The following is a 26,281-nucleotide window of genomic DNA, read 5'->3' on the forward strand; positions in this document are numbered from 1 at the left end:
CCGATACTTCCTGACCATCGCCCACACAACTCCTCAAAGGCGATGTCTCCACACTACGAGGGGAAGCCCAGTTACAGCACGTGTGGAGCCGTTCCGGCGATAGCGATCGGCGCTACGGCTTTGCGATCGATCGCCTTTCATGCAATCGCATGTCGGAGGCCGGGGGCTGTTAGATTTCCTCCAGGGTGGCACCGTCGTAGAACTTCGCGGCTTTGTAGACCATCGGATCCGAGCCGGAAACCTCCAGGTAGGTGACTTGCGCAACGATCAGAACGTGAGTTTTTGCGCGGAAGCGTTCCTTGATCTCTGCCTCGATCGATGCGGCCGACCCGCGGATCAGAGGGGAACCTTCCGGTCCGGCGTGCCAATCGAATCCGGCGAACTTGTCGTCCGACTTGGACGCGAATCTGTCGACGACCGCACGCTGTGTGTTAGCGATGATGTTGATGCCGAGGTGCTTGGATTCGAAGAGCGACGGGTAGGTCGAGGATGTCTTCTGCACACACAAGGCCACCAGTGGCGGATCCAGCGAGATGGGCATGTAAGCGCTGACGGCTAGTCCGCGAGGCCGATCTGCGGTGTCCATGGTCGTCACCACGGTCACACCGGTGACGAACTTCCGGTTGAACTCCTTGAGATCCTCGATGCTGGGCATCTCGACCACCTCGCCCGCGCCGTTGGGCGTCGTGGGCGCATCGAGCGCCGATCCCAGGCCAGGTGCTCCCAGGTCGGACAGCATGTCGACCGTCGGATCCCAGGTCACGCGCTCACGGATGATCCGGCCATCGCGCAGGGTTCCCTGTACGGCGCCTCGGGCGTGCAGCGCGCGCCTCGTCGGGGGGACGTCGCCGAACGCGTTCATGAAGGTACCGGTTGCCGACCAGAAAAGCGCGAAGTCATCGCCGTCCACGACGATCATGTCCACCGTCGTCCACAGGTCCGGGATGGAAGCCCGCATGTCGCGAACCTGGCGCTTGAGCTCGGCCAGCCCCGAGGTGCGCCCGAGCCCGGCGTTCTCCAACTCGTAGTCGGCGTGGACGATCTCGTCCAAGGCATCGGAGTCTCCTTGGTTCCAGGCTGCATCCCAAGCCGAACGCACCAGGTCCTTGAAGTCCGACATCTCTTCCCATCCTCACTTCTAGCACCAAGAGGCAGACGACGCCACGGTTGCGGCTCGGTCTAGCCGACTGTGCCGAGCCCCCGGGCGCACGACTCGGCTGAGGGCTTCGCTGGGCGCGTGGACTGCAGCTACACTCTGGAGAGAGAGTATTAACGATTCGACTCGGGGTGTCAACGGCATGGCCTACCTTGGCACATCTGTTGGCATAAGCACGATCTGACGCGTCAAGACAGCAGTAGAAGCGATTCCATCCAGCCCGGGCTGCTCTTGTGCGCAAGCGTTCCTGGCAGGTCCCCCCACCCATCCGCCGCCACGTCCGCAGGCCCCCGACTGCCAACCAACGTGGGCGGGGGCGTTTCTGTAGCGTGCCGGCTTCCGAACCGGTGCGGTCGCGCGTGTCGGGAACCCAACAGTGTCTGACGGGTCGAAGGCGCCGCTGTTTCTGGACGATGGGTGACGCTGGCGCGGTCGTCAGCGCCTTTGTGCTCGCTCTTGCAGACGGTCGCCGATTTTCGGTCGCCGCGTCCGGATCACGGCTCCCGGTCGCTTGTCGATGTCGTGCTCGACGTCGACCAAGGTGCCATTCGAAGGGAACTCGTCCAGCAAGTGGCGGGGTAAGCTGCCGCAAGCAGCCTAGCGCTGATCCGGCCGGCGGCGTCGGTCGCGCGGCCGACGATGTCATGGTACTGATCTACACGTCCGGAACGACCTGCCCTCAGGTCACGGGAGCGATGAGGCCGCCGCGTGGGCGGTTTTCGCTCAGTTATGCTGCAGCCACACGAAACGATTCGAGAATGCGGGCCGCGGCGGAGCGGCGCCGCGATTCAACGAGGGAACTGCACCTGTGGACGAAGCCTCTGCCAGCCAGGTCCAGGTCAACGCCGTCCTGGGACCCGTGTCGGCCGACAAGCTCGGAACGACGCTGACGCACGAGCACCTCATCTGTGACTGGACGAAGCCCCTGGGCGAACCCGAGGGCGCCGTTGACCGCAGTGTCTTCGCCGGCCGTGTGGATCCCTCAATCCGTTGGCTGCTCACAGAGGATCCGTCCTGCTGCTTCGACAACGCACGCATGGAAGACACAACGGCCGTGGTCGATGAACTTCAGTGCTTCATCGACGCAGGAGGACAGACGGTCGTTGACTGCACCAACGGAGACATCGGTCGGAACCCGCGTGCGCTGCGCGACATCTCCGAGCGAACCGGTCTCAACATCGTCATGGGTTCTGGTTGGTACGTGCACCCGTATCACGACAGTGGGACCGCCCTGGCCACAGCAGCCGAGCTCTACGCACAGATCCTCGCCGAGTTTGCTGCCGGCGTCGGCGACACGGGGGTAAAGCCGGGTGTCATCGGAGAGATCGGCGTCTCGCCCGAGTTTACCGACGCAGAAGGGATCCGCCTCCGTGCGGCCGCTCGGGCTCAGTTGGCACTGGGCGTACCGCTCCTCATCCACCTACCGGGATGGCAACGCCGTGCTTTCGAGGTGATGGACATTGTCCTGAGCGAGGAAGGTGTTGCGCCTGAGGCAGTCGTCCTTTGTCACATGGATCCATCTGGCGAGGACGTTATCTACCAACGCGAGGTAGCTGATCGAGGTGTCTGGCTCGAGTTCGACATGATCGGCATGTCCAACTACTTTCCGGGCGAGGGTCAGTCGCCTGCGCCGGACCAGACGGCCACGGCGATCGCGCGCCTCGTCGAGGCTGGGCACGCCTCCCGCCTCCTTCTAAGCCATGACCTGTCGCTCAAGAACATGTGGACGCGGAACGGCGGAAACGGCGTCGGCTACGTGCCTCGGCTGTTCCTCCCTCGGCTCGAGCGCCACGGGGTGCCGGGAAGTGTGACCGCCGATCTGCTGACGACCAACCCCCAGCGCCTGTTCGTCGGCGCCGCCCTTGCCTCGGCCGCTGGCGACAGCGGCTCGTGAGTGCGGCGGTGAACGCAAGGGGAGACCACATAGTAGAAGCGACTTGCCTTTGCGCCCGCCTGGACTACGTCCCTAATCGTCGGTGCCTGTCGGAGGGACGCACGGCCGGTCCGCATGCACGGAGGGGCGTCATGGACGTCACGGCTGCAAGAGTCGCAGGCCGCGTAGCGACGAAGAGTTCGCGCGACAGCTGCGACAACTGGATTCACACAACGAAAGGATCAAGAAGGTGACGCAACACCTCGGGAATGTATACAGCTACCACCTTGACGCAGAGGGCTACGAGTCCCTGGAAGACAGCCGCACAACCATCGACACGGCGGCCTACCACATCGGAATGGTCGACGGCGTCAACGTCGGGGTGTGGGAGGCGGAGCCGGGTCTCATCGGCGGTCTGACTGCCGACGAGATCTTCGTCGTTCTCGAGGGCCGTGCCGAAGTGACATTCGAGGACACGAAGGAGAGGCTCGCGATCGGCCCAGGCGATGTCGTCCGCCTCAATGCCGGCCAACGGAACACCTGGCGCACTTTGGAACGGCTGCGCAAGGTGTCCGTCTGGTCGGACTACGGAGCCCAGCAGCCTTCCTTATGACGGCTTGGCGCTGGCCGGACTCGCGGTTGTCGATGAGAGTACAGCGGGACTTGACCGCAGACATGGCTGAGCGCGTCCCAACCCCCATCAACCCGACCTTGAGAGGCCCGCATGATACGCCGTCCCGTGATCCTCGATGTCGACACCGGCAACGACGACGCTGTCGCAGTCACCATGGCCGCGACTCATCCCGCCATCGAGCTTCTTGGTTGCACGACCGTTGCCGGCAACCTCTCGCTCGAAGAGACCACCGACAACACCCTCCGGGTGCTGAATGCGATCGACAGGAGCGACATTGAGGTCCACGCCGGGCTCTCGCGTCCCTTTGCACCGAGGCCCTACGCGTCCAGCGCGAGCGAGGTGGAGGGCGTCTTCCATCAGAGCACACTGCCTGTCGGCACCTCAGGGCTTCAACCACGCAGTTGGCACGGCGTCGAATGGCTCATCGAGACTCTGCGCCAGACAACAAGGCAGGTCACGCTGATCCCGGTCGCCCCGCTCACCAACATCGCCGCCGCGATCACCGTCGCGCCCGACATCCTCGATGCTATCGACGAGGTCGTCTTCATGGGCGGAGCATCGACCTTCGGGAATCGCACCGCGGCCGCTGAGTTCAACGTCTACACCGACGCCGTCGCAGCGAACGTCGTGCTGAGAGCTGGCATCAGGCGCCTCACGATGGCCGCGCTCGACGCGACACACGAGGTGCTCGTCAGCCAGGACGACTTGCACCGCTATCGAGCACTGGGAACGCGGGCCGGCGACGTCGCGTCCGCTGTGACCGAATACTACATCGGTGGTTACAAAGCGTCTGTCGGCCCTATCGAAGCCGGCTCGTCTGCACCGCCGCACGACGCGTTGTGCGTTGCGTATGCGATCGACCCGAAAGTCCTTGACATCACTGAGGCCTACGTCGAGGTCGACACGGTGAGCCTGTGCAACTACGGGCGCACAACCGTCGACTTCCACGGGTACCGAGACGAGCCGGCGAATGTCCGTTTCGCGAAGCACGCGGATTCAGCTCGATTCCACCAGATTCTCGACGAGTGCCTACGCGGAGGGACTGTTCGATCTTCGGCTGGGAGTGTCAGCGACCTTGTGGGTGATGATGTGATCGCCTGTCAGTGTTGAGCGTCGAGCCGGTCGCCGTCGTGCATGGCGAGCGTGTTCAGCGCTCGCCATGCACGACTTTTCCCGTGATATTGGAACGGTTCTTCAACGGATTCCTAATCACGAGATAGAGCACCTTGAGCGCCGCCTGACCGTTGGGGAAATGACCGCTCCGTCGGGTGGCTTGCCGGAATCGAGAGTTCCGGCTCTCGATCTCGTTCGTCGTGTACACCAGCTTCCGCAAGTCTGGCGGATAAGCGAGGAAGGGGATGAATTTTTCCCAGCTGTTGCGCCAGAGTACTCATCCACAAGCCCGAACCGCGATGCGGCCGGACCGGCCAACACCCACCCGTCGCCTCGCTGCTCAAGCCGAAGCTCGTCGCTGTCCATGAGGAACAGACGTACCAGCCATGACTCCCACCAGACCGAAAGTAGCCCGATCAGGGCATGTCGCTGACCTGGACAAACACTGCCATTAGCCGGTTAAGAGGGAGTCGCCCACGCTACCCATGGAAGGCAGGATCCCGGCGACTCGAAGTCGTTGCCCGAATGCCCATGGGGACTGTCCGTGATCTGGCTCTGGCCCGAATGCGGTGGTGACGGTGCGTGTCGGTGCCTGTCGCATGCGGTGTCTCGTGCCAGTGTGAGGCCAGTGCAATGCTGATCAACTTCTGAAGCTGGTGTTCTCGGGGCTGTCGGCCCTGGTCATCGACGGTGTAGACGAGGACGCGGGGTCTCTCGCGGTGCGGGCATCGACGCCGCCTGGCCCGGTGGTTTGCCCGGGTTGCGCGGCCCAGACGGGCCGTGTGCATGGCTACTTCCATAGGCAGATCGCCGACATGCCGGTCGGCGGGCGGCGCGTGCTGATACGACTCCGTGCGCGGCGGATGCGTTGTCCCAGCCTTGAGTGTCCAAGGCAGACTTTCCGTGAGCAGCTGGCCGGCGTAATCGAGCGGTACCAGCGGCGCACCGTGCGGCTGACGAGGCAGGTGGGCGGCGTGGTCCGGGAGCTGGCTGGGCGTGCCGGCTCGCGCGTGCTGGCCGGGTTCGGAGTCGCGCTGTCGCGGCAGACAGCGCTGCGGGCGCTGCTGAAGCTGCCGTTACCGGCCTCGGCGACGCCGCGCGTGATCGGCGTGGACGATTTCGCGCTGCGTAAACGGCAGCGCTACGCCACGGTGATCGTCAACGCGGAGAACGGGGAGCGCGTTGACGTGCTCGCCGACCGGAGGGCCGAGACACTCGAGACCTGGCTACGCGAGCACACCGATGTCGAGGTCGTCTGCCGGGACGGCTCAGGTGCCTACGCCGAGGCCATCCGCCGTGCTCTACCCGACGCGGTCCAAGTCGGCGACCGGTGGCACATCTGGCACAACCTCGCCGAAGCCGTCATCAAAGAGGTCGCCGCGCACAGCAGCTGCTGGGGCAAGACCGGACCACCGCCGCGCGAAGGCATCCAAGCCCAGACGACCCGCGAGCGCTGGCAACAGGTTCATGACCTGCTGGATGTCGGAGTCGGGCTGCTCGAGTGCGCTCGTCGGTTGAATCTGGCTTTGAACACGGTCAAGCGCTACGCCCGGATCGGCGAACCCGAGCGGCTGGTCCGGGCCCCGAAGTACCGCCCCACGTTGGTTGACCCTTACCGGGAGCATCTGCGACGCCGCCGTGAAGTCGATCCTGCCGTGCCGGTGCAGCACCTGTTCGCTGAGATCAAGCAGCTCGGCTACCTCGGTAGCCTCAACCTGCTCTACCGCTACATCACCCAAGGCCGTGTCGAATCCGACCGGCCGGCGATCTCGCCACGGCGCCTGGCCCGTTACCTGCTCACCCGCCCAGACCGGCTCAAAGACCACCAGCGGGAACGGCTCGACGCCGCGGTGGCCGCCTGCCCCGAGATGACAGCGCTGGCCGGTCTCGTCGGCGACTTCGCCGCCCTTCTGGCGCCCACCGCCGGCAACGATATGCGCCTCACTGGCTGGATCGACCAGGCTCGGGCCGAGGATCTGCCCCATCTGCACGCGTTCACTCGCGGGCTCGAGCTCGACCGCCACGCCGTCAATGCCGCCCTCACCTACTCATTCCACAATGGACGAACCGAAGGCATAAACACCAGACGAAGATGATCAAGCGGCAGATGTACGGACGCGCAGCTTTCACTCTCCTACGCCACCGCATCCTCCTCGGCTAACTACACCGCGTCGCCACCGGAAGTGGGCCAGAGCCCGTGATCTTGTGGGTGGTGGGTGATCTTGACCATGCTGGAGCGGTCGCTCCGGTGGGAAAGGATCCAGGTTGACAAGCGAAGACACTGTGGCCGGTTCGGCTGAACCGAGGGCTGCTGGCGATGATCTTGATGTTCGGGTCGCGCGGGAGCTGATCGACAAGGCTCGCGAGGAAGGCGTGTCGCTGGTCGGGCCGAACGGGTTGTTGCGGCAGGTCACGAAGACGGTGCTGGAATCGGCGCTGAACGCCGAGTTGGACGAGCATCTCGGCTATGTGAAAGGCGACGCGGCCGGGAAAGTCGGGACGAACGAGCGCAACGGATCGTCGTCGAAGACGGTGCGTACTGATGTGGGCGAGGTGCGCATCGACGTGCCTCGCGATCGGGACGGGACCTTTACCCCGCAGATCGTGCCGAAATACGCTCGCCGGGTCGACGGTTTCGATGACGCGGTCATCTCCTTGTACGCGAAGGGGTTGACGACCGGGGAGATCCAAGCGCACCTCGAAGATATTTATGACGCGAAGGTGTCGCGTGAGCTGATCTCGAAGATCACCGATAAGGTGGTCGATGACCTCAATTCTTGGCAAGCGCGTCCACTGGATCGCGTGTATCCCGTGGTGTTGATTGATGCTATTCATGTCAAGATTCGCGACGGTGCGGTCGCGAACCGGCCCATCTATATCGCGGTCGGGATCACCCTGGCCGGCGAACGGGACGTGCTGGGCATGTGGGTCGGCACCGGCGGGGAAGGAGCCAAGGGGTGGATGAACCACCTGGCCGACTTGAAGAACCGTGGCGTCGAGGACATCCTCATCGTCGCCTGTGACGGCCTGAAAGGGCTGCCGGAGGCGATCTCTGGGTTGTGGCCGCAAGCAGAGGTCCAGCTGTGCGTCGTGCATCTGGTGCGGGCCAGCCTGCGCTACGCATCGAAGAAACACTGGTCGGCGATCACAAAACAACTCAAACTGATCTACACCGCGCCCACAGCGGATGCCGCTGAAATATTTTTCGGCGACTTCTGCGCCGAGTGGGAAGAAAAATACCCCGCGATGATCCGGCTCTGGCGCAACAGCTGGGAACAATTCACACCCTTCCTCGCTTATCCACCTGAGTTGCGGAAGCTGGTGTACACGACGAACGCGATCGAGAGCCTGAACTCTCGATTCCGGCAAGCCACCCGACGACGCGGTCATTTCCCCAACGATCAGGCGGCGCTGAAGGTGCTCTATCTCGTGATTAGGAACCCATTGAAAAACCGTTCCAATATCACCGGAAAAGTAGTAGGTTGGAAACGAGCGCTGAACACGCTCGCCATGCACTACGGCGACCGACTCGACGCTCAACACTGACAGGCGATCACACCATCACCCACAAGATCGCTGACACTCCCAAAGGCGATGTCTCCACACTACGAGGGGAAGCCCATAAACAGGGATCGGTGCGCAGCCGGTGTAGCGGGCAAGTTTGGCAGAGCTGGAAAAGCGGGTGATGTCACCGATTTCAGCGATCAGGATCGCTGCGGAGATGTGGCTGATCCCGGTGATTTCCAGCAGTGTGGGGGCCAGCGGGGTCACGAGCTCCCTGATGGCGTCGTCGAGCTGGCGGACACGTCGGTTGAGCTCAGCAATCTCCATGCTCATCTCGGTGAGCGCCTGGCGGACGTGCGCGCCCAGCGAGGCCGCGTCCAGCAATGCGGTCACCGCGTCCAGGCCCTTGGGACGGGCGAGATCGCCCGGAGTGTGGTCGAGCCAGACATGCAGTTGCGCCTTGAGCTGATTGATCATCATGGTGCGCCGCTTGATGAGATCCGCGCGATAGTCGACCAGGACACGCAGCTCACGCACTCGCTCGTCGATGCGGTGCCGGTCCAGGCCGGGAGTAGCGAGGGCGGCGTGAGCGGCTGCGGCGGCGTCGACCGGGTCAGACTTGGTGCCGGTGGTGGCGTGCAGCTTGCGGTGGGCCGCGGTCAACCGGGCCGGAACCCAGACCACCTCTTGGCCGGCGAGCAACAGGCCGTCAGCCAGGCGGCGGGCGAACCCACGGCCGTCCTCGATCGCCCAGGTTACGGGGTTGTCACCCGCGATCGACCGAACCCAGGTGAGAAGCACAGTGATCATGAACGCGTCGTTCTTCACGGTCAGCGGCTTGCCGAGCCGCCTGCCCTGAGCGTTGACGGCCACCGCGACGTGGACGTGCTTGTGCGGGTCGATCCCTACTGTCACCATCGAAATGTCCTCTCCTCCGCTGCCGTGGATAACGGGGGCAGAGGCAAGGGCCCTGGCCAGGGGACAGACCTATTGCGAGTTGACGGCTCAGCAGGCTTCTATCAAGTCACCCCGGCCAGGGCTCTCGCCCTGTGGACCACCGTGGACACATCAACGGAAAGCCTTGCGGCACGTGTTCTCCGAGTCACCCAGCGACCCGACCGGAGCGTCTCCCGTCGAAGAAGCCCGGCCTTGATCATCCTGCACCAATAGGTGTTCTCGTTCGTCGGGCGTTGCCAGGGCGAGTGGGGATCCGCGAAGAACACCTTCGTGCCTGTCTCGAGCGCGAACTGAGCGTGGCCGGAGAGCTCTTTGCCGCGGTCCCAGGTGAGCGTCTTGCGGAGCTGCTCGGGAAGCTTGGTCATTGATGCCGTCAGTGCGGCGTTCATCGCGGCCGCGCCGTATCCACCGAGTGCCGGGCCGTTCTTGACCGGTGGTATCTCGCCATAGCCTCCCAGGCGCGGCAGATGCACCAGCAGGGTCGAGCGACTCTTGCGTTCGACGATCGTGCCGATCGCTGACCGGCCGGTGCCAATGATGAGGTCGCCTTCCCAGTGACCCGGAACCGTGCGATCCGCGGCCTCCGCGGGGCGCTCGGCGAACACGACATCGGCGGTGACGTGCCCTTGCGGTTGACTTCGTCGAAGCCCAGTCCGGCCAGCTCGCGCAGCGCCACTTCCAGAGGGAAGTCGTGGTAGGGCAGGATTTCCGCGGTGTAACGCATGTCGTGGCCTCTCAGTCCCAGGTGAACACGGCTTTGTCGGTCAGACGGTGATCGAACGCGCGGAACGCCTCGGGTGCGTCGTCCAACGCGAACCGGTGGCTTACCAGCTCCTCGATTGGCAAGGCGTGGCGCACGGCGAAGCGGCTGAGTTCCGCGTACAGGCCGATGGGGAAGTACCAGCCGCCCACCACCCGCAGCAGCTTGCGGATGAGCTGGTCGCTCGGGTTGATCGTGGTCTGCCGTGATTCGCCGACGAAAGCGACGCTGCCGAGCTTGCGCGCGCTGTCCAGGGCCGCGTTTTGCGCCGGCGGTGCGCCGGAGCATTCGACCACTACGTCGGGACCATGGCCGCCGGTCAACTCCCGCAACCGGACCACCGCATCGTCGGAAGCGGAGTTGACCACCGCATCCGCACCAAGCGTTCGGGCCAGCGCGAGCCGGTCGTCGAGCAGGTCGACAGCGAGCACCGTGGCGCCGAGTGCCTTGCCGACCAGCGCCGCGGCGCCGCCCATCGGGCCCATCCCGAACACCGCGAGCGTCTTCGCGCCGTCCACGGCGAGGGACTTCTGGGTGGCGTACTGCGTGCCCACCATGTCCGTGAGCAGCGCTCCAGCGGTGTAGGAGAGTTCGTCCGGCAGCGGAAGGCAGTTCACGGCCGGCACTACGAAATACTCGGCATCGCCGCCGTCCACGTCGAACCCGAGGCACTTCCAGCGGGGACACAGCATGGGCTGGCCGGCGCGGCAGTACTCGCACCGCAGGCAGCCGATCGCCAGGTAGGCGGTGACCCGGTCGCCTGGCGCGAGGCCCGTCACGCCCTGGCCGACCTCGACCACGTCCCCGGCCGGTTCGTGTCCCGGCACGACGAGCCCGCCGCCGGCCGCGTCGCCACCGACGATCGGATCGCCGGTGTACAGGCCCATGTCACTGCGGCAGATCGCCGAGGCGCGGGTGCGCACGAGCACTTCCCCGGGGCCCGGTTTCGGCGTGTCCCGCTCGACGACCCGTACCTCGCGGTTGCCCGGCAGCTGAACAGCTTTCATGGCAGTACTCCTCTTATTTGACGGCGCCGAAGGTGAGCCCGGAAATGATCCGGCGGCGCAGGACCAGGGTCAGGACGATGATCGGTGCGACGATGACCGTCGAGGCGGCGGTCAGCAGCCCCCAGTCGGTTCCGAACATGCCGGTGAACTCCATGATCCCGACCGCCGCGGTTTTCGCGTCCTGGCGGGTGAGCGACAGCGCGAGGAGGAACTCGTTCCAGGACAAGATCGCGGTGAGGATCGCGGCAGTGGCCACCGACGGCACGAGCAGCGGCCAGAGCACCCTGCGCAGGATGCCCCAGCGCGTCAGCCCGTCGAGCATCGCGGCTTCCTGAATCGCGTAGGGGATCTGCAGGATGCTGCTGCGCAGGATCCACACCGCGATCGGCAGGTTGATCGCGGCGTACGGCACGATCAGGATCGGGTAAGTATCGAACAGCCCGAGGTTGCCGGCGAGGATGAACAGCGGCACCACGGAGACCATCGGCGGGAACATGTAGGTCGACAAGATCCACGAGGACAGGAACCGCCGGGGCCGGAACTCCCGCAGCGAAAGCGCGTACGCCGCGGGCACCGCCAGCAGGATGGTGAGGATCGTGGAGCCGACCGTGACGATCACGCTGTTGAGCACCAGTGGTGCGAACGCCTGGCCAGTCCCGCCGCCGGTGAGCACCATCGCGTAGTTGTCCAGGGTGGGCCGGAACAGCCAAGTCGGTGGCACACTGGTGGCGACGCCTGGCGGTTTGAGCGAGGTGACGACCATGAACACGACGGGGATCAGGGACACGAGCAACCAGGCCCACAGCACGAGTTGCCCGACCCGAGCATCGATCTTCCGGTTGGCCACGGCCTACGCCTCCTCGTTGTCGCCGCGCCGGCCGACCAGCCGCAGCAGTACGGGTGTCAATGCGAGCAGGAGCACCAGCAGCAGGAGCCCGACGGCAGCGGCCGCGCCGATCCGGAAGCTCTGCAGCGCGATCCGATAAATGGCCAGGTTCACGATCTCCGTCGAATTGCCGGGACCGCCACGGGTGAGCACCTGGAACGAGTCGAACGTCTTGAACGCCTGGATCGTCCGCAGCACGAGCGCGATCCCCAGGAACGGCGTGAGCATCGGTAGCGTGACGTGCCGGAACGCCTGCCAGCGGGAGGCGCCGTCGATCTCCGCCGCCTCCAGTACCTCCGGCGACAGCGACTGCAGACCCGCCATGAGGATCAGCGCCACGAACGGGGTCCATTGCCAGACATCGAGCCCGAGGACCGTGAGCCAGGCCGTCGCCGGCCGGCCGAGCCAGTCCAGATCGGCCGGGATGACACCGAGTGCGCCCAGGTAGTGGTTCACCCAGCCGTAGTTCGGGTTGACCAGCTGCCGGAAGAGCAGCGCCGACACGGCCGGGGCGACCGCGAAGGGCAGCAGCATGAGCGCGGCGGCCGGCCCTGAGCCGCGCACCTTCGCGCTGAGCGGGATCGCGAGCCCCAGTCCGAGCAACATCTGCAACGACACTGCGACGACGACGAACACGAGCGTCGCCAGCAGGGACGAGAGGATCTCCGGATCGGTCAGTACAGCGGCGAAGTTGCCCAGCCCCACGAACTCGCTCTGCCCGCCGAACAGCTCGACGCGACTGAAGCTGGACAGGAGCAGGTAGAGCGTGGGCCCCACGGTCAGCGCGACGAGCACGATCAGCGCCGGGGAGGCGAACAGCCAGCCTGTGCGGTCGCCCCGGCGCCGAGCCGCCCTGCGGCTGTCCACAGTAGACACCGCCTTGGTCGGAAGGGTGTGGGTCGTCATCAGGGCACCTCGTATCCGGCAGCGGTCAGCAGGCGGCGTACCGATCTCGCGGCCTGGTCGAGCGCCGCGCGGGGCTCGGCCCGCCCAGCCGCGGCGGTGTTGACCGCGGCCGCGATCGCCTGGCTCACCTCGGTGTAGTTGGTCAGCCGAGCGCGCCCGACACCGATAGCGAGGGTGTTCCGCAACGCCCGGTAGAACTCGGCGTCCGGGTTCGCTGGGTCGGCGACCAGCCGGTCGTACACCGACGTACGCGTCGGGTGCAGGCCGGCCTTCGCCATCTCCAGTTGGGCAGCGGAGCTCGTCAGCCAGGTGATGGCGCGATAAGCCCACGCCTTGTGCGCCGAACTCCGGTTGATGCTCAGCATGTACGTGCCGAAGTGCGGACCCGCGGCCTGCCCGCGGGGCACCGGGGCGTAGCCGAGCTCGCCGAGGCGGGGCGAGTAGAGCTTCATGCTGTGGTAGTTCATCGACATCGCGGTGAGCCCAGCACCGAAGGTGGACGCGGTCTCGTCCCAAGACGCCGATGCGGTGCCCGGCGGCACGACGGGGTTGTCGGTGATCATGTCACGGTAGAACGCCAAGGCCCGCTCGCCCGGCTCGTCCGCGAAGCGCAGGCTCAGATCGTCTCCGATCAGGTGCCCGTCGCCGCCGAAGCTGGCCAGCAGCGTCTTGAAGTCGTCCGTCGCCCAGTCACCCACCCCGGCCATCCACGTCGTGCCGTACAACCGTTGGGCGGGCCGGGTGAAGAATGCGGCCACGGTGCGGAATTCGTCCCAGGTGGACGGTACGGTCAGGGGCCTGCCGGTGTGGCGGGCGAACGCCTCCCGCTCGGCCGGATCCTCGAACAGGCTCTTGCGGTAGGCCATGGTGAGCCCGTTGGCTTGGATGGGCAGGCCGTACACGTCGAACCCGGCGGCAGTGATCGCGTCTAGCGCGGCCGGCGCGTCGGTCGCGGGGAAGTGCACCGTGGGCGAGTCCTCGCGGTATACGGCAGTGTCGTAGAAGATCTTCGGGACGAAGTCGGCGAGGTCTACCTCGGCGAAGTCGTTGAGCGCCGGCTCGCGCAGCTAGCTGCCGAGCGGTTCGATCACCTTCGTCAGCGCCGGCGTCCACGGCGTATCCATGATCATGATGTCGTAGTGGCCGCTGCGGACGGCCAGCTCCGCGAACGTCCGCTGCTGCAGCGCGTCGTAGGGCTGGCCGTCGATCTCCAGGTCGAACCCGAAACGGTCGCGGAAGGCCGGGAGCAGCCGGCGCACGGCGTCCAGATCACCCTCCACAGTGGCGTAGAGCATGCGCAGCCGGTCGGGCCTACGCTCGCCCGGCCGCGCGCCGACCGGACCGGGACCGGCGGCGCAACCGGCCAACGCCGCAACCCCCGAGACCAGTCCCACGGTCCTCAGCAGCCGCCGGCGGGTGAGCTGGTGGAACGGCACGTGCACCTCCTGGACGTCCATGTCAACTGAGCCCTTACGTTTGCCGGGAGCAAATTAATGTGCATGACAAACCTAAGTCAAGACTGACTGAGCAGAATGCGAGGATCCGGCTTCGGCCGTACCGTGATCACCCAGCGGGCCGGCTATCACAGGGGAGCTGGCAGATCGAGGACGGCGAACTGGGGATGTCAAGCGGAGGGCGTGCGCAGCGCGAGCTGCGTTTCCGGTTGGCGAGGGTCATGTTGCCCGCGGAGCTGGGAGCGACGAGCATCAGTGCCAGACCTACAGATCTGGCGATCGGCTCTCGCCCACAGCGAGGAAATTGCGGGAATCGATTGGGCCCGGTGCCCGTGCTCGCCCGAGTCCGGGCAATGCTCGACGACCTGCTCGCGGAGGTGAACGGCTACGTTCAGGGCCAGGGTCACCACGCTGGCGAAGATCGGCAGCCCCCGGGCCGACCGCAGTCGCGCTCACGCCATCCCCCGACCGGCGCCAAGTGCCGGGTGGCCAGGAGGAACCCGAGGATCGAGAGGTCAACAGCAGGTGCGACGAGTTGAGCGACCTCAAGGTACACACCGAGTCGGAGCGCGAGGTTGAACGTTACCGACGCCGGACAGGAAGGTGAAGCCGACGGCCATGATCACGGTGACAGCCTGAGTCACAGCAGCCCCGCTGAGGCTGATCGAGTCGACATAGCTGCGCGCCGCATCATCGAGGACCACGCGCTTCGACGCGCGGACGCCCATGGGAGTCTCGCGTGCGGTACCAGGTTCACCCAGCCTGTTCAGCACGGTGGTGTGGTTGACGCCCGGTGTTCGCCAGCTCGCGCCAGGGACCAGCCGAGATTGTAGAGGTGGATGGCGTCGCCGACGCGAGCCCCGGCAACTTCGTCCGGCACCGGTAAAGCGAGGTCGTGGCGCAGATGTAGAGCGAGCGTAGGTCATTCTCCCCCCACGCGAAGTTCGCCGGGTCCTCAGGAACCCGGATGACGCCCAGGCAGGTGGCCTCGGCATCGAAGACATGGATGCCGCCGGGCCCGGTGCAGTACAGGTTTCCCACGGCATCCACCTTCATGCCGTCGGGCACGCCGATGCCCTGGCCGGTCACCTCCGCCCACACCGCACCGCCGGTGAGTTTCTGACCGTCGAAGCCGAACCGGCGGATGTGCCTGCGCTCGGTGTCGTTGACGAACAGGTACCGCTCGTCCGCTGAGAGGCAAAGCCCGTTGGGTCCGTCAAAATCCTTTGCCAGCACGGAGAGTTCACCAGTGTCCGGGTCGACGCGGTAGACACCGCGGAACGGGAGCTCGGGCTCGCGCGGGACGCCGTAGGGAGCACCGCGCCCGTACGCCGGATCAGTGAAGAGGATCGTGCCGTCCCGGGCCACGACGACGTCATTCGGGCTGTTGAGCTTCCGGCCGTTATAGCTGTCAGCGAGCACGGTCAGCGTGCCATCCGCCTCCTCGCGCACCAGCCTGCTGGTCGCGTGTTCGCAGGTAAGCAGTCGGCCAGCACCGTCATAGGCGTTCCCGTTGGCCATCCGACTGGGCCGCCGGTACGTGGTCAGCTCCCCCGACGCGGATCGGCGGTACATCCGGTCGGCCTGGATGTCGCTGAATACCAGGTGCCGCTTGGCCGGATGCCACACTGGACCCTCGACGAACCGGAATCCGGTCTCAAGGCGCGCCAGTGCCTCGTCCACCACGAGCTCGCGCAGGCGCTCGTCCCGGATCTCCAGCAGTCCGCCGTCGGCCATCGGGCGCGATCCCTCCGCAACAGTGGTCAGGTGGTCTGAACTGTAATCCGGCATCCAGCGCTGTCAAGAGGGCGGACCCTCGCCCGACCTGCGACGAACCGGACCACACCGGCAGCTTCGCGGCAATATTCCTTGTGCGGCAGAGCAAATCACGCAGGGCCCGGATCCGATGGGAGTGCTTGACAGTATCCGGCGGACCCGCCTACTGTTCAGACCACCTGACCACCCCCCCCCCGATCACGAAGCGGGAAACGGAGTCCGGACCCGAGATAGGTTGCTAAGATGACTGACCGCGGCAACCGGCGCATCGAGCCGGTCCGGCGCCTGAAAGTGTCCGATTCAGTGGCGGCACAACTGGAACAACTGATCGAGCAGGGCGAGTACCAGCCCGGCGACAAGCTGCCTCCGGAGCGCGCCCTGGCCGAACAGTTCGGCGTCGGTCGCAGTTCGATGCGGGAGGCCCTACGCCTCGTTGAGGCTAACGGGCTACTCCGCACCGAGCACGGAATCGGTGTATTCGTGGTCAGCAACACGAAATCCGCGCCCATGCTGTCCGAACTGTTGCTGTTCGACGACTTCACCGTGCCGGAGCTTTTCGAAGCACGCCTATCCCTCGAGCGGGATGCTGCTGGAATGGCCGCCAGGCGCATTACCGACAACGAAGCGGAGGAGTTGCAGCGAATTCTCGACGAGGCGGGTAATCCCAGCCTGTCCAACGACGCTTTCGTGAAACTGGACGCGGAACTACACAGAGCCATCGTGAAAGCTACGAAGAACCGGATCTGGGAACGCGTCTACGAGAGCATCATGCCTCTGTTCATCACCTACTCACACCGCGTCATCCAGCTCCCCGGGCGGCGCGAATCCGCACACAACAGCCACCGCAGGATCGTGGCCGCCATTCTCGCCCGGAGCGTCCGGGAAGCCAGGAGCGCCGCGGTCAAGCACATTCGTGAGGTAGAGCGAGAAATCGTGAAACACCTCGACCCCGCCGAGCCGGCTAAGAAGTCCGGCCGGTAGAACACTTCCACAAGACGAGTTTCCGAAAAGCACAACAGCCGTTTCATTCCCCTTACCCACTCGGTGAGGCCGCAAGATGTATTTGCAGTCGCAAATGAGAAGGAGCAACGATGTCGTCGCTCGACTACACCTATGAGCACATCGACGAGTGGATCGACCGGTCGAACTGGGTCGCCCCAACGATCGATCCGGAGAAGACTATGCTGCTCGTCCTGGACATGCAGAAGGCCTGCGCCGAGCCCGGCGGCGCGATGTACATCCCGAGTACGGGCGGCGCGCCCGAAGGCAAGGACGTCGTCGAACCCGTGAAGAACGTCCTGGAAGCCTGCCGCGCCAAGGCAATCCCGGTGGCGTGGTCGCTGTGGGGCCTGCGCCCGGACGGCAAGGACGCCGGGTTCGCGGACACCAAGTGGGGCCTGGAAGGCCAGCTGGCCACATTCCCCGGTGCCTGGGGCAACGGCGGAGACGAGCTGGTCGACGACCTCAAGCCGCTCGACGACGAGCCGGTCTTCCGCAAGCACCGGTTCAGCTCGTTCTACGGCACCGCGCTGAACGAGTACATGCGCCGGGCGGGCGCGGACACCCTGGTGGTGGCCGGACTGTCCACCGGAAACTGCCAGCTCGCCACGGCGATCGACGGCGCCAACCAGGACTACAAGATGATCGTGCTCGCAGACACCACGGCCGCGATTCCCTCCGGCAAGGAGGATCCGCTGGGCTTCGGCCAGCACTGGGAGGCGCTGCGCCAGATCCACGCCAACCACGGCGACGTGCGCACGAGCATCGAGTTCCTGCGGATGATCGGCGCCTGAACAGCGCCACAGACGCCCAATCCCGTCACGAGAAAGGAAATCATGTCGCTTTCCGGTAAGCGCGTAGCGCTGCTGATCGAAGACGAGTACCAGATTCTCGAGGGCTGGTACCCGAAGCTGCGACTGCAGGAAGCGGGCGCCGAGGTCAAGGTGATCGGCAGCGGCACCAAAAGCAGCTACGACAGCAAGGAGCACTACCCGATGGAGGTCGACGCCGCAGCGGCCGAGGTGTCCGCGAGCGACTTCCACGCCATCGTGATCCCGGGCGGCTTCGCGCCGGACAACATGCGCCTGCACCCGGAGATGGTGGCGCTGGTCCGGGACGCCCACGAGTCGGGCAAGCTGGTCGCCGCGATCTGCCACGCCGGCTGGATGCTCTGCTCCGCCGGCGTCACCAAGGGCCGCAAGATCACCGGGTATCTGCCGATCAAGGACGACGTGCAGAACGCGGGCGGCACCTGGGTCGACGAGCCGGTCGTCATCGATGGGAATGTGATCACCTCCCGCACGCCGGTCGACCTGCCCGACTTCGGCCGCGCGATCGTCGAGTACCTCGAGAAGAACTGACCTTCCAGAACGACTCCCTCCCCACCGCCAACGGGCGCGCCCGAGCCGACCGGCTCGGGCGCGCCGCGGAACCGGACGTCATGCAAAGGAGCAGGCACGTGGTGGACCTCAAACTTTCCGCCGCCGGCGGCAAACCGCCGCTGGGCGGCTGGCTCCCACCGGTCCGGCTGACCGACCGGCAGGCCGCGGTGCTCAACGCGGTGGCCGACGAACTCATCCCGGGCGGCGCCGGTTTCCCGCCACCGAGTGAGGTCGATGTCCTTTCGTTCATCACCAGGTACGTCACCCCCGCCGGGCAGGACGCGAAATGGTTCCCGTGTCTCGGCGAGGACGACTTCAAGGCACGGCTGGAAAAACTGGGTGACGGCTTCCTCCAGGCCACCTCGGCGGAACGCGTGACCGTCCTGACGGGACTAGAGCGGGACGAGCCCGAGTTCTTCGGACACATGCGTGACGTTGTGTACTACGCCTACTACTCGCGGCCCCCGGTCGTGCACATGATGAACCGCACGCTGCGCGCGGGACAAGACTACCGCCTGTCCCCGCAGCCCTACGGCTACACCGACGTGATGGACGACTGGGACGACGAGTTGCTCGCCCGGGTGCGCGGTTCGTACCGGCGCACCGCCGAGGTCCGGCGCGTCGAGCTCCCCGCCCACCTGCGGGAGGCGAGTAGCTGATGGCCGCCTACACCGAAACCGACGTGCTGGTGATCGGCGCGGGTGCCGGCGGCGCGGCGATGAGCAAGCGTCTGTCCGATGACGGGATCAAGGTCGTCTGCCTGGAACAGGGCGACTGGCTGCACCCGATGGACCACCCGCATTTCTATGACGGCTGGGAGCTCGAGCGCCACCGCGCCTGGTCCTGGCACCCCAACGTCCGGATGTTCCCTGAGGACTACCCGATCACCGGGAACACGGAACCGATGCTGATGAACGGCGTCGGTGGCTCGACGCTGCACTATGCCGGTGCGTGGCCGCGGTTCAAGCCGGTCGACTTCCGCAAGGGCACCGAGCACGGCGTCGAGGGCACCATCGACTGGCCGATCAGCTACGAGGAGCTCGAGCCGTTCTACTTCATCAACGACGCCGAGATCGGGGTGGCGCGGCGGACCGGCGATCCAGGTAACCCGCCACGTCCCGAGGGCTGGGGCCCTGCCAATCGCGGCGGCAAGGTCGGGCACAAGATGGCCCGGGGCTTCGACAAGCTTGGCTGGCACTGGTGGCCCGCGGACAACGCGATCCTGACCGTGCCGAAGGACGCGCGCCTGCCCTGCAACGACTGTGGCTTCTGCCTCGGCGGCTGTCCCCGGCACGCGATCGCCTCGACCGACGTGACCTACTGGCCCAGGGCGCTGCGCAACGGTGTCGACCTGCGCACCAACGCCCGGGTCGAGCGGATCAACGCGAAGAACGGGCGCGCCACCGGGGCGACCTACGTCGACCGGATCACCGGTTCCCGGCACGAGGTGCGCGCGCGGATCGTGGTGGTGGCCGCCAACTCGATCGGCACGCCGCGGCTGCTGCTGCTGTCCGCGCAGGAGGGTCATCCCGACGGCCTGGCCAACTCCAACGGGCTGGTCGGCACACACCTGATGTTCCACAGTTGGTCCTTCGAGGACTTCTGGTTCGACGAGCCCCTGGAGGGGTTCAAGGGACCGGAACCCGCGGTGCTCTACAGCCAGCAGTTCTATGACACCGACCCCGAACGCGGTTTCGTGAACGGGTTCTCGCTACAGGTCGGCACTGCGCTGGGCGCGGCGAACAGCGCGCTGGGCACCAACACCGGCAACATCGCGCCCTGGGGCGCCGGACACCGGAAGTTCTTCAACGAGCATTTCGGCCGGCACGCGCTGGTCTACGTGCAGGGTGAGGACCTCCCGGTGCGGACCAACCGGGTGACGCTCGACCCGGAGGTCACCGATTCCAGTGGCCTTCCCGCGCCGCACGTGTACTACGAGCTGCACGAGAACGACCGGCGGCTGATCGAGTGGGGCAGGCGGCGGGCCCGCCAAGCCGCGGACGCGGCAGGTGGCGTGATCGACACCGCGAGCACCGGCATCGGCGGCGTCGAGGGACCGCCCCCGGGCTGGCACATCATGGGCACGTGCCGGATGGGCAACACCCCCGAGGATTCCGTGACCAACAAATGGAACCAGACCTGGGACGTGCCCAACCTGTTCATCACCGATGCGAGCTCGCTGACCACCGGGGCCGCGGTCAACCCGACCAGCACACTGCAGGCCGTCGCCGTGCGGTGCGCGGAATACATCAAACGCCGGCACGGCGACATCCTCGCCCAGACCACGACGCCCGCGAACGCGGATGCGCCGGGTTTCTAAGGCCACAAAGGAGAACACCATGACACACACCAGGAAGCCGGACCCGGTCGACGCGATCGTGGTCGGATTGGGGGCGACCGGCGGTACCGCGGCCAAGGTGCTGTCCGAGGCGGGGATGAAGGTCGTCGGGTTCGACCGAGGCCCGTGGCTGCGGGCGCAGGAGCACTACTCCGGCGACGAGCTCAAGTTCATCAACCGCAACTACCTGTGGCCGGACCCCAAACTGTTCCCACGCACCCTGCGCCACGACGAGGAGTCGGTGGCCGAGCCGTTCCCCTTCTCCCCCACCCCGCAGCTGGTCGGCGGTGGCACCAACCACTGGGCGGGCTGGGTGCCGCGGCCGCGTGAGTCGGACTTCCTCCAGCGTTCCCTGCACGGCGACCTCGATGGCGCGAACCTCGCCGACTGGCCGATCCGCTACGAGCACCTCGAGCCCTACCTGACCAAGGTGGAATGGGAGTTCGGCGTCTCTGGCATCGCCGGTGCCGACAAGTACGAGCCGTACCGGAGCAAGGGCTACCCGAGCACACCGCTGCGCCCGACCCGCTTCGGCAAGCGGTTCTACGAGGCGTGCAACAAGCTCGGCATCAACGGCTTCCCGATCCCGCACGCAATGGTCACGAACCAGCACAAGGGCCGGGATCCCTTCAACACCACCAGTTTCTGGAACCAATACGGCGACCCGAGCACCGCGCGGTCCAACACGCTGACCACCTTCATCCCGGAAGCGGTGGCGACAGGCAACTTCGAACTGCGCGCGGAGTCCTTCGTCCGCGAGATCAAGGTCGGCAAGGACGGCAGGGCGACCGGTGTGATCTACATCGACCCGGACGGCAACGAGGTAGAGCAGGACGCCGACATCGTGGTACTGAGCCTCGGCGCGATCGAGTCCGCGCGGCTGATGCTGATGTCGAAGTCGCCCCGGTTCCCGGACGGGCTGGGCAACTCCAGCGGCCAGCTCGGCAAGAACGCGACCTTCCACGAGTACGTGTTCGCCGTGGGCTTGTTCGACCAGGAGATCGACGACCCACTGTACGGCTGGACCGGTAACTACATCAGTGGCGGCACCTTCGAGTTCTACGAGACCGACGAGGACCGCGGTCACATCGGTGGCTGCCTGATCTCGGCCTCGCAGACCTGCCACCCGATCAACATGGTGTTCCCCGGTCGCCCGACCTGGGGCCAGGCGATGAAGGACGCCGACCGCGACTACTTCAGCTTCGCCATGAAGATCGGTGCGATCCTGCACGACATGCCGGTCGAGTCGAATCGGGTGGACCTGGACCCGACCGTCAAGGACGCCTGGGGCCTGCCGGTCGCGCGGATCACGCACAAGCCGCACGCCAACGACGTCGCGATGAGCAAGTGGCAGGTGGACAAGAACGCCGAGATCCTGCGGGCGGCTGGGGCACGCAAGACGATTCCGGTGTACCTGCAGCGGATGACCGGCAACACCTGTCACCAGCACGGCACCGCGCGGATGGGCACCGACCCGGCGACGACGGTGCTCAACGAATGGTGCCAGAGCCACGACGTGGACAACCTCTTCGTGGTGGACGGCGCCGGCTTCCCCAGTTCGACGGGTGTCAACCCGACGCTCACCATGATGGCCAACGCGTGGCGGGCCTGTGACTACATCACCCAGGTCTACGCCAAGGGCCGCGAAGAGCGCATCAAGGTCGGCTGAATTCCACCCAGGACAAGAAAGGAGTGCGGTCATGACCCTCAAGTCCGATTGGGAGATCGTCGGCGCGCCGATAGACCCCGATTCCGACGAGCGGCTCTTCTTTACCGACCACGGCTGGGAGACCATCGAGGCGGCCGCCGCCCGGATCATTCCCACCGACCACGACCCCGGTGCACGCGAGGCCCGGGTGATCGTGTTCCTCGACCGCTACCTCTCCGGCACCGACTACGTCTTCGCTGCCGCGGACGGCAGCGGATTCCTCAAGCTTACCGACAAGTTCGCCGACGCGTGGCGGGCCCGGATCGCCGATATGCAGCAGACCTACCGCGACGGCATCCTCGAGCTCGACGCGATCGCGGAGCGGGAGTTCGGCAAGCACTTCAAGGCACTTGCCGAGTCGGAGCAGGACAGTGTCCTGGAGATCCTTTCCGGCGCACCGAAACCGAAGCCGGTCACGCTCGGCACGACCGAATCGGTCGGCACCTTCCTCCAGGGCTGCTTCGATGAGGGCCTGTCCTTCTTCGACGCGCTTTGCCTGCACGTGCGGCAGGGCTTCTACTGCGATCCGGTGTACGGCGGGAACAAGGACCGGATGGGATGGCGCACGATCGGCTTCCCCGGGCCGAAATCGCTCAAGGACACCATGGACGGCACGTACAGCACGACCGAGTACTTCGTACCGGAGTACGACTGGCACGAGCTCGTCCCGCAGCTGAAGATGCGGTCCGGCGGCTAGCGCCGAGAGCGCACTCCCGCCGCCCGTGCGGGGCAAACCCTGCAGGCGGTGCCCCGCACGGCGGTCTCCGCCACGCCAAACAAGGAGCTCGATACATGCGAATCACTGGTGTCTCTGCGACGCCGCTCGGCTCTCCGCTCGAGGAGGAGCTGCGCTGGGGGGCCATGGCCGTCCATGTCAAGGGCGGGATCGTCGTCCGGATCACCACCGACGAGGGGTTTGAGGGGATCGGCGAGGCCGGCTTCTCGGCGGAGTACTTCCCCACCGTGGGGCCGATCATCAACTCCCAGCTCGCGCCGATGCTCATCGGCAAGGACCCCCGCGACATCGGTGCGCTGTGGCAGCAGATGCTCGACGCGACGCACATGTGGGGCCGTCGTGGCATCGAAACCTACGCCATCAGCGGCGTGGACATCGCGCTGTGGGACCTGCTAGGCAAGATCGCCAACCAGCCGGTGTACCGGCTGCTGGGCGCGTCGAAACCCAGCGTCCGCGCGTACTTCGCGCCGTCGCTCAAGCCCACCGCCGAGATCGTCGAGGAATGCCGCAAGGCGGTGGCGGACGGGTTCACCGCGATCAAGCTGCGAGCCACCAAGGAGCTGGCGCAAACGGTCGAGTTGGTGGGCTCGGTGCGCGACGCGGTGGGGCCCAAGGTCGATCTCATGGTTGACGCCAACATGTCCTACGACCGCCGCAGTGCCCTGCGGCTCGCCCGCGAACTGGAAGCCCTCGACGTCGCCTGGCTCGAAGAGCCGATCCTGTCGCGCAGCCTGACCCAGTACGTGGACGACCACTCCTGGCTCGCCGACCGGGTTTCACTGCGGCTAGCCGGAGGCGAGTCGCTGCTCACCCGCTTCGAGTACATCGACCTGCTCACCCGCCGTACCTTCGACGTCGTCCAGCCGGACTGCACCAGCGTCGGCGGTATCTCGGAGGCCAAGCGTGTGGCGGACCTGGCCAGCACCTGGAACCTCACCTGCGTGCCGCACATCGCTTGCTCCTCAGGTACCGGCATCGCGCTCGCGGCCGGGTTGCACCTGATCCTGGCGTGCGAGAATGCGCCGCTCATCGAGGTCGACGCCTACGGCGGCCCGGGTTGGGACGGCCTGCTGAAGAACCCGCTGGAGGTGCGGGACGGCTACGTGACCGCCTCCGATGCGCCCGGTATCGGCGTCAATCTCAGCCCGGACGCCTACCAGCGCTTCGCGGTGACCACGGCATGAGTGCCCCGCTGTTCGGCCGGCCCGAGGTCATCGCGATCCTCCGGGCCGCGTCCGCGGACCGGGTCCCCGAGGTCGCGGAGCTGGTCTACCGGGCGGGTGTCCGCGTCATCGAGCTCACGCTGACCACGCCGGAAGCGGCGGCGGCGCTCGCTGAGCTGCGCGAGCGCTTGCCGGACGACGCCGTCCTCGGCATGGGCAGCGTGCGCACCGAGCTCGACGTCGAGGTGTCGGTGGACGCGGGCGCACAATGCCTGTTCACCCCCACCTGCCGCCCCGACGTCATCGAGCTGGCCGTCGATCGCGGGGTGCCGATCGTCTCCGGTGCCGCCACGCCCACCGAGATCTACGACGCGCACGCGGCCGGGGCGGCCGCGGTCAAGGTGTTCCCCGCCGCCCACTTGGGCGGGCCCGGTTTCCTGCGGGCGGTCCGTGGACCGCTGCCGGACGTGCCGCTGGTGCCGACCGGCGGGGTCGACGTCGATGACGTGGGCGCGTACCTGGCGGCCGGTGCCGCCGCGGTGGGCCTCGGTGGTGAACTGCTCGGCGACGCGCTACGCGGTGGTGACCTGGACGCGCTGGCGGCCCGTGTGCGCACCGCGCTCGCCGCCCGGGACGCGGTGGCCGCATGACCGGCGGGCTGGTGACCTTCGGCGAAACAATGGCGCTGTTCACGCCGCCCACAGTCGGCCGGTTGCGCCACGCGGGCAGCCTGATGCTGGGCATCGGCGGGGCCGAGTCGAACGTTGCCATCGGAGTAGCCCGGCTCGGCCTCCCCGCGGCGTGGTTCGGCCGGGTCGGCGCGGACGAGCTCGGCGAGACGGTGCTGACCCGCATTCGGGGCGAGGGTGTGGACGTCGACGCCGCGGTACGCGACTCCGAGGTGCCGACCAGCCTGATGATCAAGGAACGGCCGCAGCCCGGGATCGCCCGGGTGACCTACTACCGGCAGGGCGGGCCCGGCGCCCGGCTCCGTCCGTCAGATGTGGATGAATCCGTGCTGCGCGGGGCCCAGATTCTGCATCTGACCGGGATCACCCCGGCGCTGAGTGACAGCGCGTGCGAGACGGTCCGGGCCAGTGTCGAGCTGGCCCGGACTCTAGGCGTACTGGTCTCGCTCGACGTGAACTACCGGGCGGCATTGTGGCCGGCCGAGCGGGCCACGCCCGTGCTGCGCGAGTTGGTACGGCACTGCGACGTGCTCTTCGCTGGCGACGATGAAGCCGAACTGCTCGGGGTCACTGGCGCGCCGGAGGTTCAGGCGCGGCGGCTCGCCGGGCTCGGTCCGCGCGAGGTCGTGATCAAGCTCGGCGCGCGCGGTGCGGTGGGCTGGGTGGACGGCGCGCCGGTGGCGGTCGACGCGCTCCCCGTGGAGGCGATCGACGCGGTCGGTGCCGGGGACGCGTTCGTCGCCGGGTACCTCGCGGAGCTGATGAGCGGGGAGCCGGTCACCGAGCGGCTGGCCACAGCCGCCGCGTGCGGCGCGTGCGCCGTCTCGGTGCCCGGTGATTGGGAGGGCTTCCCGCATCGCGACGAACTGAGCCTGCTCACCTCCCGGCACGGCACCGTCATCCGCTGAGTGCGCTGCACCGTTACCTTCTTCGTAGTTCCTGATCAAGGAGCTGTGGTCGCCAGGTCCCGCATCACTGATGTCCCAGTCGAGTCCATGATCCGGGGGTGTCACCGGACCTGGTGGCATCGAGGGACCGCTGAATAGACGATCCCGGTCGGCGGGTCGAGCGGGGTGTCGAAGGCCTTGGTGGCGTCGTAGGTTTGGCCGGTTCGCAGGCAGTGGTGGAACTGGGCGAGGAACCGGTTGAACAGGTGCCGGAGGGCTCCAGCGGCACTGTCATGATTTCCGTGTAAGCCACGGATGATGTGTTTCTTATCTTAGTGGAGTGGTATGCGGTT

22 protein-coding genes and 3 pseudogenes are annotated in these 26,281 nt (G+C 66.3%); 15 read left to right on the plus strand and 10 right to left on the minus strand.

Annotated elements, in window-relative coordinates; all coding sequences use genetic code 11:
• Positions 1–169: 169 nt before the first annotated feature.
• Positions 170–1,120, minus strand: coding sequence for a flavin reductase (locus tag FCN18_RS37480; protein WP_137097438.1), 951 nt, complete (start codon positions 1,118–1,120; stop codon positions 170–172).
• 844 nt (positions 1,121–1,964) lie between these two features.
• Between FCN18_RS37480 and FCN18_RS37485 the strand changes: the two genes are divergently transcribed.
• The 3 genes from FCN18_RS37485 (at position 1,965) to FCN18_RS37495 (ending at position 4,773) form a co-directional block, all read left to right on the plus strand.
• Complete coding sequence (locus tag FCN18_RS37485) at positions 1,965–3,050, plus strand: phosphotriesterase family protein (RefSeq protein ID WP_137097439.1); 1,086 nt, start codon at positions 1,965–1,967, stop codon at positions 3,048–3,050.
• Between the two features lie 229 nt (positions 3,051–3,279).
• Complete coding sequence (locus FCN18_RS37490; RefSeq protein ID WP_137097440.1) at positions 3,280–3,642, plus strand: cupin domain-containing protein; 363 nt, start codon at positions 3,280–3,282, stop codon at positions 3,640–3,642.
• A gap of 126 nt (positions 3,643–3,768) precedes the next feature.
• Positions 3,769–4,773 carry a nucleoside hydrolase gene (locus FCN18_RS37495; protein ID WP_228714334.1) on the plus strand — a complete coding sequence of 335 codons (1,005 nt, stop codon included), beginning with the start codon at positions 3,769–3,771 and terminating at the stop codon, positions 4,771–4,773.
• Here the strand turns inward: FCN18_RS37495 and FCN18_RS41030 are convergent.
• Positions 4,764–5,050 (minus strand): annotated as a pseudogene (locus tag FCN18_RS41030) (transposase); the annotation flags it as partial. The gene FCN18_RS37495 and the pseudogene FCN18_RS41030 overlap by 10 nt on opposite strands.
• A 373-nt stretch (positions 5,051–5,423) precedes the next feature.
• Between FCN18_RS41030 and FCN18_RS37505 the strand changes: the two are divergent.
• Together FCN18_RS37505 and FCN18_RS37510 are read left to right on the plus strand one after the other, a co-directional pair.
• Positions 5,424–6,937: pseudogene (locus FCN18_RS37505) on the plus strand (ISL3 family transposase).
• A gap of 122 nt (positions 6,938–7,059) precedes the next feature.
• Positions 7,060–8,322, plus strand: a complete 1,263-nt coding sequence (locus tag FCN18_RS37510; protein WP_137097457.1) for an IS256 family transposase — start codon at positions 7,060–7,062, stop codon at positions 8,320–8,322.
• Between the two features lie 15 nt (positions 8,323–8,337).
• On the opposite strand, the gene FCN18_RS37515 is transcribed toward FCN18_RS37510, so the two are convergent.
• The 8 genes and pseudogenes from FCN18_RS37515 to FCN18_RS37555 all read right to left on the minus strand — a co-directional run bounded on the left by FCN18_RS37515 (position 8,338) and on the right by FCN18_RS37555 (position 15,987).
• Entirely contained in the window at positions 8,338–9,198 is an 861-nt protein-coding gene (locus FCN18_RS37515; RefSeq protein ID WP_228714336.1) for an IS110 family RNA-guided transposase, read from the minus strand.
• Positions 9,199–9,299: 101 nt separating this feature from the next.
• A pseudogene (locus FCN18_RS37520) lies at positions 9,300–9,878 on the minus strand (transposase); the annotation flags it as partial.
• A 94-nt stretch (positions 9,879–9,972) separates the two neighbouring features.
• Entirely contained in the window at positions 9,973–11,004 is a 1,032-nt protein-coding gene (locus tag FCN18_RS37525; protein ID WP_137097442.1) for an alcohol dehydrogenase catalytic domain-containing protein, read from the minus strand.
• A gap of 13 nt (positions 11,005–11,017) precedes the next feature.
• On the minus strand, positions 11,018–11,851 hold the full coding sequence (locus FCN18_RS37530; RefSeq protein WP_137097443.1) for a carbohydrate ABC transporter permease: 834 nt from the start codon (positions 11,849–11,851) through the stop codon (positions 11,018–11,020).
• A 3-nt stretch (positions 11,852–11,854) separates the two neighbouring features.
• Positions 11,855–12,796 (minus strand): carbohydrate ABC transporter permease, encoded by a 942-nt coding sequence (locus tag FCN18_RS37535; RefSeq protein ID WP_137097444.1) that lies wholly within the window; start codon positions 12,794–12,796, stop codon positions 11,855–11,857.
• Entirely contained in the window at positions 12,796–13,863 is a 1,068-nt protein-coding gene (locus FCN18_RS37540) for an extracellular solute-binding protein (protein WP_137097445.1), read from the minus strand. Before FCN18_RS37540 ends, FCN18_RS37535 begins: the two co-directional genes overlap by 1 nt.
• Positions 13,864–14,253 (minus strand): type 2 periplasmic-binding domain-containing protein, encoded by a 390-nt coding sequence (locus FCN18_RS37545; protein ID WP_137097446.1) that lies wholly within the window; start codon positions 14,251–14,253, stop codon positions 13,864–13,866.
• Positions 14,254–15,003: 750 nt separating this feature from the next.
• Positions 15,004–15,987: an SMP-30/gluconolactonase/LRE family protein gene (locus FCN18_RS37555; protein ID WP_137097447.1), complete on the minus strand. Its 984-nt coding sequence runs from the start codon at positions 15,985–15,987 to the stop codon at positions 15,004–15,006.
• Positions 15,988–16,269: 282 nt separating this feature from the next.
• Here FCN18_RS37555 and FCN18_RS37560 point away from each other — a divergent pair, with 282 nt between their 5' ends.
• From FCN18_RS37560 to FCN18_RS37605, 10 genes are all read left to right on the plus strand, one after another.
• Entirely contained in the window at positions 16,270–17,007 is a 738-nt protein-coding gene (locus tag FCN18_RS37560) for a FadR/GntR family transcriptional regulator (protein WP_137097448.1), read from the plus strand.
• 110 nt (positions 17,008–17,117) lie between these two features.
• Positions 17,118–17,819: a cysteine hydrolase family protein gene (locus tag FCN18_RS37565; protein WP_137097449.1), complete on the plus strand. Its 702-nt coding sequence runs from the start codon at positions 17,118–17,120 to the stop codon at positions 17,817–17,819.
• A 42-nt stretch (positions 17,820–17,861) separates the two neighbouring features.
• Complete coding sequence (locus FCN18_RS37570; protein ID WP_206078089.1) at positions 17,862–18,386, plus strand: type 1 glutamine amidotransferase domain-containing protein; 525 nt, start codon at positions 17,862–17,864, stop codon at positions 18,384–18,386.
• Between the two features lie 98 nt (positions 18,387–18,484).
• Complete coding sequence (locus FCN18_RS37575) at positions 18,485–19,066, plus strand: gluconate 2-dehydrogenase subunit 3 family protein (protein WP_158303274.1); 582 nt, start codon at positions 18,485–18,487, stop codon at positions 19,064–19,066.
• Complete coding sequence (locus FCN18_RS37580) at positions 19,066–20,727, plus strand: GMC family oxidoreductase (protein ID WP_137097452.1); 1,662 nt, start codon at positions 19,066–19,068, stop codon at positions 20,725–20,727. Before FCN18_RS37575 ends, FCN18_RS37580 begins: the two co-directional genes overlap by 1 nt.
• 19 nt (positions 20,728–20,746) lie before the next feature.
• Complete coding sequence (locus FCN18_RS37585; protein ID WP_137097453.1) at positions 20,747–22,414, plus strand: GMC family oxidoreductase; 1,668 nt, start codon at positions 20,747–20,749, stop codon at positions 22,412–22,414.
• Between the two features lie 31 nt (positions 22,415–22,445).
• The gene (locus FCN18_RS37590) at positions 22,446–23,150 is read left to right on the plus strand and encodes a gluconate 2-dehydrogenase subunit 3 family protein (RefSeq protein ID WP_137097454.1); all 705 of its coding nucleotides are present in this window, start codon (positions 22,446–22,448) and stop codon (positions 23,148–23,150) included.
• Positions 23,151–23,245: 95 nt separating this feature from the next.
• Entirely contained in the window at positions 23,246–24,373 is a 1,128-nt protein-coding gene (locus tag FCN18_RS37595; RefSeq protein ID WP_110342942.1) for a mandelate racemase/muconate lactonizing enzyme family protein, read from the plus strand.
• Positions 24,370–25,002 carry a bifunctional 4-hydroxy-2-oxoglutarate aldolase/2-dehydro-3-deoxy-phosphogluconate aldolase gene (locus FCN18_RS37600; RefSeq protein WP_110342941.1) on the plus strand — a complete coding sequence of 211 codons (633 nt, stop codon included), beginning with the start codon at positions 24,370–24,372 and terminating at the stop codon, positions 25,000–25,002. Before FCN18_RS37595 ends, FCN18_RS37600 begins: the two co-directional genes overlap by 4 nt.
• Positions 24,999–25,949, plus strand: coding sequence for a sugar kinase (locus FCN18_RS37605; protein ID WP_137097455.1), 951 nt, complete (start codon positions 24,999–25,001; stop codon positions 25,947–25,949). The genes FCN18_RS37600 and FCN18_RS37605 overlap by 4 nt, the downstream gene beginning before the upstream one ends.
• Positions 25,950–26,281 lie beyond the last annotated feature (332 nt).

Origin of the sequence: Prauserella endophytica (genome assembly GCF_005146945.1) — a bacterium.
GTDB classification, from domain to species: Bacteria; Actinomycetota; Actinomycetes; order Mycobacteriales; family Pseudonocardiaceae; genus Prauserella_A; species Prauserella_A endophytica.

Coding starts and splice junctions, on each gene's coding strand:
- FCN18_RS37480 (WP_137097438.1), bottom strand. CDS start 1,120: ATGTCGGACTTCAAGGACCTGGTGCGTTCGGCTTGGGATGCAGCCTGG.
- FCN18_RS37515 (WP_228714336.1), bottom strand. CDS start 9,198: ATGGTGACAGTAGGGATCGACCCGCACAAGCACGTCCACGTCGCGGTG.
- FCN18_RS37525 (WP_137097442.1), bottom strand. CDS start 11,004: ATGAAAGCTGTTCAGCTGCCGGGCAACCGCGAGGTACGGGTCGTCGAG.
- FCN18_RS37535 (WP_137097444.1), bottom strand. CDS start 12,796: ATGACGACCCACACCCTTCCGACCAAGGCGGTGTCTACTGTGGACAGC.
- FCN18_RS37545 (WP_137097446.1), bottom strand. CDS start 14,253: ATGGACGTCCAGGAGGTGCACGTGCCGTTCCACCAGCTCACCCGCCGG.
- FCN18_RS37555 (WP_137097447.1), bottom strand. CDS start 15,987: ATGGCCGACGGCGGACTGCTGGAGATCCGGGACGAGCGCCTGCGCGAG.
- FCN18_RS37560 (WP_137097448.1), top strand. CDS start 16,270: ATGACTGACCGCGGCAACCGGCGCATCGAGCCGGTCCGGCGCCTGAAA.
- FCN18_RS37565 (WP_137097449.1), top strand. CDS start 17,118: ATGTCGTCGCTCGACTACACCTATGAGCACATCGACGAGTGGATCGAC.
- FCN18_RS37570 (WP_206078089.1), top strand. CDS start 17,862: ATGTCGCTTTCCGGTAAGCGCGTAGCGCTGCTGATCGAAGACGAGTAC.
- FCN18_RS37580 (WP_137097452.1), top strand. CDS start 19,066: ATGGCCGCCTACACCGAAACCGACGTGCTGGTGATCGGCGCGGGTGCC.
- FCN18_RS37585 (WP_137097453.1), top strand. CDS start 20,747: ATGACACACACCAGGAAGCCGGACCCGGTCGACGCGATCGTGGTCGGA.
- FCN18_RS37590 (WP_137097454.1), top strand. CDS start 22,446: ATGACCCTCAAGTCCGATTGGGAGATCGTCGGCGCGCCGATAGACCCC.
- FCN18_RS37595 (WP_110342942.1), top strand. CDS start 23,246: ATGCGAATCACTGGTGTCTCTGCGACGCCGCTCGGCTCTCCGCTCGAG.
- FCN18_RS37600 (WP_110342941.1), top strand. CDS start 24,370: ATGAGTGCCCCGCTGTTCGGCCGGCCCGAGGTCATCGCGATCCTCCGG.
- FCN18_RS37605 (WP_137097455.1), top strand. CDS start 24,999: ATGACCGGCGGGCTGGTGACCTTCGGCGAAACAATGGCGCTGTTCACG.